Below are 7,043 nucleotides of genomic sequence, written 5' to 3'. Positions count from 1 at the left end.
TGGCTGTTTTACGCGTATGACAGGATACGGAGGACGGTTGTGGCGCACGTCTTCGGTGAACGCACTCTGGCCACACTGGAGCGTCTTCTGAGCCTGCTGCCGGCCTTTGAGGTCGTGGTATGGATGACGGATGGCTGGCCGCTGTGTGAATCACGCCTGAAGGGAAAGCTGCACGTTATCAGCAAGCGTTACACTCAGCGCATTGAGCGACATAATCTGAATCTGAGACAACATCTGGCAAGGCTGGGACGGAAGTCACTGTCGTTCTCAAAATCGGTGGAGCTGCATGACAAGGTCATCGGGCATTATCTGAACATAAAACACTATCAGTAAGTTGGAGTCATTACCGCCGTTGTTAATAAAAACCCTACAGGAGGCACTATGCCTAAAAAAATGAGAACAACCCGTAATCTATTATTAATGGCTACGCTATTAGGTAGCGCACTATTTGCCAGGGCTGCGGATAAAGAAATGACCATTGGTGCAATATACCTTGATACCTAGGGATATTACGCTGGAGTGCGTCAGGGCGTTCAGGATGCGGCAAAAGATTCTTCAGTACAGGTACAGTTAATTGAAACTAACGCCCAGGGTGATATTTCGAAAGAAAGTACCTTTGTTGATACCCTCGTGGCGCGTAATGTCGATGCCATTATTTTATCGGCAGTGTCTGAAAATGGCAGTAGCCGTACCGTTCGTCGCGCCAGTGAAGCGGGTATTCCGGTGATTTGCTACAACACCTGTATTAATCAAAAGGGTGTCGATAAATATGTCTCGGCGTATCTGGTCGGCGATCCACTGGAATTTGGTAAAAAACTGAGTAACGCTGCCGCCGATTATTTTATTGCCAATAAAATTGACCAGCCGAAAATTGCCGTCATCAATTGCGAAGCCTTTGAAGTTTGTGTGCAGCGACGTAAAGGATTTGAAGAAGTATTAAAATCCCGCGTTCCCGGCGCGCAAATTGTCGCTAATCAGGAAGGGACTGTTTTAGATAAAGCGATTTCCGTTGGTGAAAAACTGATTATCTCCACGCCGGATCTCAACGCCATTATGGGGGAGTCGGGCGGTGCGACACTCGGCGCGGTAAAAGCGGTACGTAATCAAAATCAGGCCGGAAAAATTGCTGTTTTCGGTTCGGATATGACAACCGAAATTGCTCAGGAGCTGGAAAACAATCAGGTGCTGAAAGCGGTAGTGGATATTTCCGGTAAGAAAATGGGCAATGCTGTTTTCGCGCAAACATTGAAGGTTATCAATAAACAAGCCGACGGTGAAAAAGTGATTCAGGTGCCAATCGATCTCTATACCAAAACGGAAGATGGTAAACAGTGGCTGGCAACGCACGTTGATGGTCTGCCCTAATCGCTGATTCGCAGAGGTCCCTATGTTCACGGCAACAGAGGCAGTCCCGGTAGCAAAAGTGGTGGCAGGAAATAAGCGTTACCCCGGCGTCGTTGCGCTGGATAACGTTAACTTCACGCTCAATAAAGGCGAAGTTCGTGCGCTGTTAGGTAAAAACGGCGCGGGCAAATCGACTCTCATTCGAATGCTTACCGGCAGCGAACGCCCGGATAGCGGTGATATCTGGATTGGCGAGACGCGACTGGAAGGTGACGAAGCTACGTTGACTCGCCGTGCCGCTGAACTGGGGGTTCGTGCGGTTTATCAGGAATTAAGTCTGGTGGAAGGGCTGACGGTGGCAGAAAACCTCTGCCTTGGTCAATGGCCTCGCCGCAACGGCATGATTGATTACCTGCAAATGGCGCAGGATGCCCAACGTTGCTTACAGGCGCTGGGCGTTGACGTTAGTCCTGAACAACTTGTTTCAACGCTAAGCCCGGCGCAAAAGCAACTGGTGGAAATTGCACGGGTGATGAAGGGCGAGCCGCGCGTGGTCATTCTTGATGAACCCACCAGCTCGCTTGCCAGTGCAGAAGTTGAACTGGTGATCAGTGCGGTGAAAAAGATGTCGGCACTGGGCGTGGCGGTGATTTATGTCAGCCACCGGATGGAAGAAATCCGCCGCATTGCCTCCTGTGCCACCGTTATGCGCGATGGTCAGGTGGCGGGCGATGTGATGCTCGAAAACACCTCCACGCATCATATTGTGTCGCTAATGCTAGGGCGTGATCACGTTGATATTGCGCCGGTTGCCCCTCAGGAAATTGTGGATCAGGCCGTACTGGAAGTCCGTGCGTTACGCCATAAGCCCAAGCTGGAGGATATCAGCTTTACGTTACGTCGCGGCGAAGTGCTTGGCATTGCTGGCCTGCTGGGGGCAGGGCGCAGTGAATTGCTGAAGGCGATTGTTGGGCTGGAGACGTATGAACAGGGCGAAATTGTTATCAACGGCGAGAAAATCACGCGCCCCGATTACGGCGACATGCTGAAACGCGGCATTGGCTATACGCCAGAAAACCGCAAAGAAGCGGGGATCATTCCCTGGTTGGGCGTTGACGAAAATACAGTGCTGACCAATCGGCAAAAAATCAGCGCCAACGGAGTGCTGCAATGGTCCACCATCCGCCGCCTGACCGAAGAGGTGATGCAGCGGATGACGGTCAAGGCCGCCAGTAGCGAAACGCCCATCGGCACGCTTTCTGGTGGCAATCAGCAAAAAGTGGTGATCGGTCGTTGGGTCTATGCCGCCAGCCAGATTTTGTTGCTCGACGAGCCAACGCGCGGCGTCGATATCGAAGCCAAACAGCAGATTTACCGTATTGTCCGTGAGCTGGCTGCCGAAGGAAAAAGCGTGGTGTTTATCTCCAGTGAAGTGGAGGAGTTGCCGCTGGTGTGCGACCGCATCCTGTTGTTACAGCACGGTACGTTCTCGCAGGAGTTTCACTCGCCGGTCAATGTGGATGAGCTGATGTCCGCCATTCTGTCTGTGCACTGATGAATTTTACCGAGGAACCTGAAGATGTCTGCTTCGTCATTATCATTGCCGCTGGGCAAGAGCGTCTCGCTCAAACAATTTGTCAGTCGCCATATTAATGAGATCGGTTTGCTGGTGGTAATCGCCATTCTTTATCTGGTCTTCTCCCTGAATGCGCCTGGCTTTATCTCATTGAATAACCAGATGAACGTGCTTCGCGATGCTGCCACCATCGGGATCGCCGCCTGGGCAATGACGCTGATTATTATCTCCGGTGAAATTGATGTCAGCGTTGGACCGATGGTGGCTTTTGTCTCGGTGTGCCTGGCATTTTTGCTGCAATTTGAAGTTCCGTTGGCGATTGCTTGTCTGCTGGTGTTGCTGTTAGGCGCGCTGATGGGAACGCTCGCCGGGGTGCTGCGCGGCGTGTTTAACGTGCCCAGTTTCGTTGCCACACTGGGGCTGTGGAGCGCCCTGCGCGGAATGGGGCTGTTTATGACCAACGCACTGCCAGTGCCGATTGACGAAAACGAGGTGCTGGACTGGCTGGGCGGACAATTTCTCGGTGTGCCAGTATCCGCGCTGATCATGATGGTGTTGTTTGCGCTGTTTGTGTTCATTAGCCGAAAAACCGCCTTCGGGCGCTCGGTTTTTGCCGTTGGCGGTAATGCCACGGCGGCGCAGTTGTGCGGTATTAACGTTCGTCGAGTGCGCATTCTTATCTTTACCCTTTCGGGATTATTAGCGGCGGTGACCGGCATTTTGCTGGCGGCACGCCTCGGTTCCGGTAACGCAGGTGCCGCAAACGGTCTGGAGTTTGACGTCATCGCCGCGGTCGTGGTCGGCGGTACGGCACTTTCCGGCGGTCGCGGTTCCCTGTTCGGTACATTGCTTGGTGTGCTGGTGATTACGCTAATCGGTAACGGTCTGGTGCTGCTCGGTATTAACTCCTTTTTCCAGCAGGTGGTACGCGGCGTCATCATCGTGGTGGCGGTGCTGGCGAATATCTTGCTGACCCAGCGAAGCAGTAAAGCGAAACGCTAAACCTTAACGCCCCTGGCGCGGGTGCGGCAGGGATGAAAATTAATCGTATTGTTAATGAGGGATTTATGAAAACGATGCTGGCAGCTTATTTACCAGGAAATTCAACCGTCGATCTGCGGGAAGTTGCGGTGCCGACGCCGGGGATTAACCAGGTACTGATCAAAATGAAATCCTCCGGGATTTGCGGAAGCGATGTCCACTATATCTATCATCAACACCGTGCCACGGCGGCGGCACCCGATAAACCGTTATACCAGGGATTTATCAACGGTCATGAACCATGCGGGCAGATTGTGGCGATGGGGCAAGGCTGTCGCCATTTTAAAGAGGGTGATCGCGTGCTGGTGTATCACATTTCTGGCTGTGGTTTTTGCCCGAACTGCCGCCGCGGCTTTCCTATCTCTTGTACTGGCAAAGGAAAAGCGGCTTACGGCTGGCAGCGTGACGGCGGTCATGCCGAATACTTGCTGGCGGAAGAAAAAGATCTGATCCTCCTGCCGGATGCGCTTAGCTACGAAGATGGTGCGTTTATCAGTTGCGGCGTTGGTACAGCGTATGAAGGAATTTTGCGCGGCGAAGTTTCCGGCAGTGATAACATGCTGGTGGCCGGTCTGGGGCCAGTCGGCATGATGGCGATGATGCTGGCGAAAGGTCGCGGTGCAAAACGGATCATCGGCGTTGATATGCTGCCGGAACGTCTGGCGATGGCAAAACAGTTAGGGGTGATGGATCACGGCTATTTAGCAACCACCGAAGGTCTGCCGCAGATTATCGCCGAACTCACCCACGGTGGCGCGGATGTTGCGCTCGATTGTTCTGGTAATGCCGCAGGTCGCTTGCTGGCACTGCGATCCACCGCTGATTGGGGACGGGTGGTTTACATCGGAGAAACCGGAAAAGTGGAGTTCGAGGTCAGCGCCGATCTGATGCACCATCAACGGCGGATTATCGGCTCCTGGGTGACCAGTCTGTTCCATATGGAAAAATGCGCCCATGATCTGACGGACTGGAAACTGTGGCCGCGTAACGCCATTACCCATCGCTTCTCGCTGGAACAGGCTGGAGATGCCTATGCGCTGATGGCGAGCGGCAAATGCGGGAAAGTTGTGATTAACTTCCCGGATTAAGGAGTTAGCGGATGACCATCTATACCTTATCTCACGGACCGCTAAAGCTGGATGTCTCTGACCAGGGCGGCGTAATCGAAGGCTTCTGGCGTGACACGACGCCGCTTTTACGTCCTGGTAAAAAAAGCGGTGTGGCAACCGATGCTTCCTGTTTTCCGCTGGTGCCGTTTGCAAACCGGGTGAGCGGCAATCGTTTTGTCTGGCAGGGGCGTGAGTATCAACTGCAACCGAATGTTGAGTGGGATGCGCACTATCTACACGGCGATGGCTGGCTGGGCGAGTGGCAATGTGTCTCGCACAGCGATGATAGCTTGTGTCTGGTGTATGAACATCGCAGAGGTGTCTATCACTATCGGGTAAGTCAGGCGTTTCATTTAACGGCGGATACGCTGACGGTGACGCTCTCTGTCACCAATCAAGGGGCAGAGACGCTGCCATTTGGTACCGGCTGGCATCCTTATTTTCCGTTGTCACCACAAACGCGGATTCAGGCGCAGGCGAGCGGTTACTGGCTGGAGCGGGAGCAGTGGCTGGCGGGTGAGTTTTGCGAGCAGCTACCGCAGGAACTGGATTTTAACCAGCTCGCGCCGTTGCCGCGCCAGTGGGTGAACAATGGTTTTGCCGGATGGAATGGTCAGGCCCGCATCGAGCAGCCGCAGGAAGGTTATGCCATCATCATGGAAACGACGCCACCTGCACCGTGTTATTTCATCTTTGTTTCCGACCCTGCGTTTGATAAAGGATATGCGTTTGATTTCTTCTGTCTGGAACCGATGAGCCATGCGCCGGATGATCATCATCGCCCGGAAGGGGGTGATCTCATTGCGCTAGCACCAGGGGAATCAACAACTTCAGAGATGTCGTTGCGGGTAGAGTGGCTGTAATTTATTAAATGCCGGATAAGGCGTTCACGCCGCATCCGGCATCTTTCCTAACGCCGATCGAGAGAAATTGCCCCCGGCCCGGTAATTGCCAATAGCAAGAACGCGCCAGCGATACTGACATTCTTCCAGAAATTAATCATATTTGGCCCAACCGCATCGCCGGTCATATCCCAGTAATGGTGACCAATCACCGCCGTACCCAGCGTGTAGAAAATAAACAGCACCGCCAGCGGACGGGTGAAAAAGCCAAGCACGATTAATATCGCGGCGGGCACTTCCATAACTACCGCAATAATCGCTGCCAGCATCGGCATTGGCGCGCCCAACGAGGCCATATATTGGACCGTACCGTCAAAGCCCATCATTTTGGGAAAACCCAAAATAATGAAAATTAAGACCACGGCGATACGGGCAATTAATAACAAAACGGGGCGGGCAGCTCCAAAATCAAAATAACGTAGTGTGTTCATAACCAATCCCTTTGCAAGATAATGTGATTTAAACGTAATACACACTCTTGCACCTCGCCACGCCCCAGGCGTTGAGATATTCGCTAATTATCCTGGTTACAGTGATTTAAGCGCGATGTTCTCATCTATCAGCAGTTTCGCATCAAACGTTTTGCCGCTCTGGATCCATTTGCGAATTGGGCGAATCTCACGCCCCTGATTCAGCGTGACCGCACCGATAAGCACGCCGTTTTGCAGATTAAACCAAATCGCCTTCTGAGTTTCCGGGTTGCCACGACAAAGCCAGTCTGAGGTGTACTGGCAATAGCGGACACTACCATTTGTTCTTTTTTTAAGCAGCCATCTGATGATATTTTTCCCTGAAGGCTGCCGGGGAGATATTCCCCAGACGAGAGTGACGACGCTGACGATTGTAGAAAATCTCAATGTATTCCCGTATTACTGAGATGGCTTCATCCCGGTTATTAAAACGATAGTGGCTCAGGCTCTCATTTTTCAGCGTTCCCCAGAAGCTTTCCATCGGAGCGTTGTCGTAACAGTGACCTTTACGCGACATTGATGTTTTCAGACCAGACTGCTCCTGTATGACCCGGTAATCGTATGCGCAGTACTGTGAACCTCGATCAGAGTGGTGGATTAG

The 7,043-nt window shown here is 52.6% G+C and carries 7 protein-coding genes and 2 pseudogenes; 6 read left to right on the top strand and 3 right to left on the bottom strand.

The features are described 5' to 3' along the window. The 6 genes and pseudogenes from BHE85_RS08070 to BHE85_RS08040 all read left to right on the top strand — a co-directional run. The coding region (locus tag BHE85_RS08070; RefSeq protein WP_069673465.1) for an IS1 family transposase at positions 1 to 333 on the top strand (333 nt) is incomplete at its 5' end. Between the two features lie 48 nt (positions 334 to 381). Continuing rightward, positions 382 to 1,365, top strand: a pseudogene (locus tag BHE85_RS08060) (substrate-binding domain-containing protein). 22 nt (positions 1,366 to 1,387) lie between these two features. Continuing rightward, positions 1,388 to 2,899 carry a sugar ABC transporter ATP-binding protein gene (locus tag BHE85_RS08055; RefSeq protein ID WP_000493478.1) on the top strand — a complete coding sequence of 504 codons (1,512 nt, stop codon included), beginning with the start codon at positions 1,388 to 1,390 and terminating at the stop codon, positions 2,897 to 2,899. 24 nt (positions 2,900 to 2,923) lie between these two features. After that, positions 2,924 to 3,922, top strand: a complete 999-nt coding sequence (locus BHE85_RS08050) for an ABC transporter permease (RefSeq protein ID WP_001276682.1) — start codon at positions 2,924 to 2,926, stop codon at positions 3,920 to 3,922. A gap of 32 nt (positions 3,923 to 3,954) precedes the next feature. Then, positions 3,955 to 5,049, top strand: coding sequence for a zinc-dependent alcohol dehydrogenase family protein (locus BHE85_RS08045; RefSeq protein ID WP_073692121.1), 1,095 nt, complete (start codon positions 3,955 to 3,957; stop codon positions 5,047 to 5,049). An 11-nt stretch (positions 5,050 to 5,060) separates the two neighbouring features. Continuing rightward, positions 5,061 to 5,933 (top strand): aldose 1-epimerase, encoded by an 873-nt coding sequence (locus BHE85_RS08040; RefSeq protein WP_039064221.1) that lies wholly within the window; start codon positions 5,061 to 5,063, stop codon positions 5,931 to 5,933. A gap of 47 nt (positions 5,934 to 5,980) precedes the next feature. Here the strand turns inward: BHE85_RS08040 and BHE85_RS08035 are convergent, their stop codons facing one another. The 3 genes and pseudogenes from BHE85_RS08035 to BHE85_RS08025 all read right to left on the bottom strand — a co-directional run. After that, positions 5,981 to 6,403 carry a DoxX family protein gene (locus BHE85_RS08035; RefSeq protein WP_001094731.1) on the bottom strand — a complete coding sequence of 141 codons (423 nt, stop codon included), beginning with the start codon at positions 6,401 to 6,403 and terminating at the stop codon, positions 5,981 to 5,983. A 96-nt stretch (positions 6,404 to 6,499) separates the two neighbouring features. Continuing rightward, positions 6,500 to 6,691 (bottom strand): annotated as a pseudogene (locus tag BHE85_RS26940) (oxidoreductase C-terminal domain-containing protein); the annotation flags it as partial. 43 nt (positions 6,692 to 6,734) lie between these two features. Next, a partial coding sequence (locus tag BHE85_RS08025; RefSeq protein WP_146627984.1) for an integrase core domain-containing protein occupies positions 6,735 to 7,043 on the bottom strand: 309 nt, incomplete at its 5' end.

This window comes from Shigella sp. FC1567 (genome assembly GCF_001743015.1).
GTDB lineage: Bacteria > Pseudomonadota > Gammaproteobacteria > Enterobacterales > Enterobacteriaceae > Escherichia > Escherichia coli.
The sequence above is the reverse complement of the archived record's forward strand: the minus strand, read 5'-3'. Positions and strand labels throughout refer to the sequence as shown.

Excerpts from the sequence above, each read along its gene's own strand:
- BHE85_RS08055 (WP_000493478.1), top strand. The coding sequence starts at position 1,388 with ATGTTCACGGCAACAGAGGCAGTCCCGGTAGCAAAAGTGGTGGCAGGA.
- BHE85_RS08050 (WP_001276682.1), top strand. The coding sequence starts at position 2,924 with ATGTCTGCTTCGTCATTATCATTGCCGCTGGGCAAGAGCGTCTCGCTC.
- BHE85_RS08045 (WP_073692121.1), top strand. The coding sequence starts at position 3,955 with ATGAAAATTAATCGTATTGTTAATGAGGGATTTATGAAAACGATGCTG.
- BHE85_RS08040 (WP_039064221.1), top strand. The coding sequence starts at position 5,061 with ATGACCATCTATACCTTATCTCACGGACCGCTAAAGCTGGATGTCTCT.
- BHE85_RS08035 (WP_001094731.1), bottom strand. The coding sequence starts at position 6,403 with ATGAACACACTACGTTATTTTGATTTTGGAGCTGCCCGCCCCGTTTTG.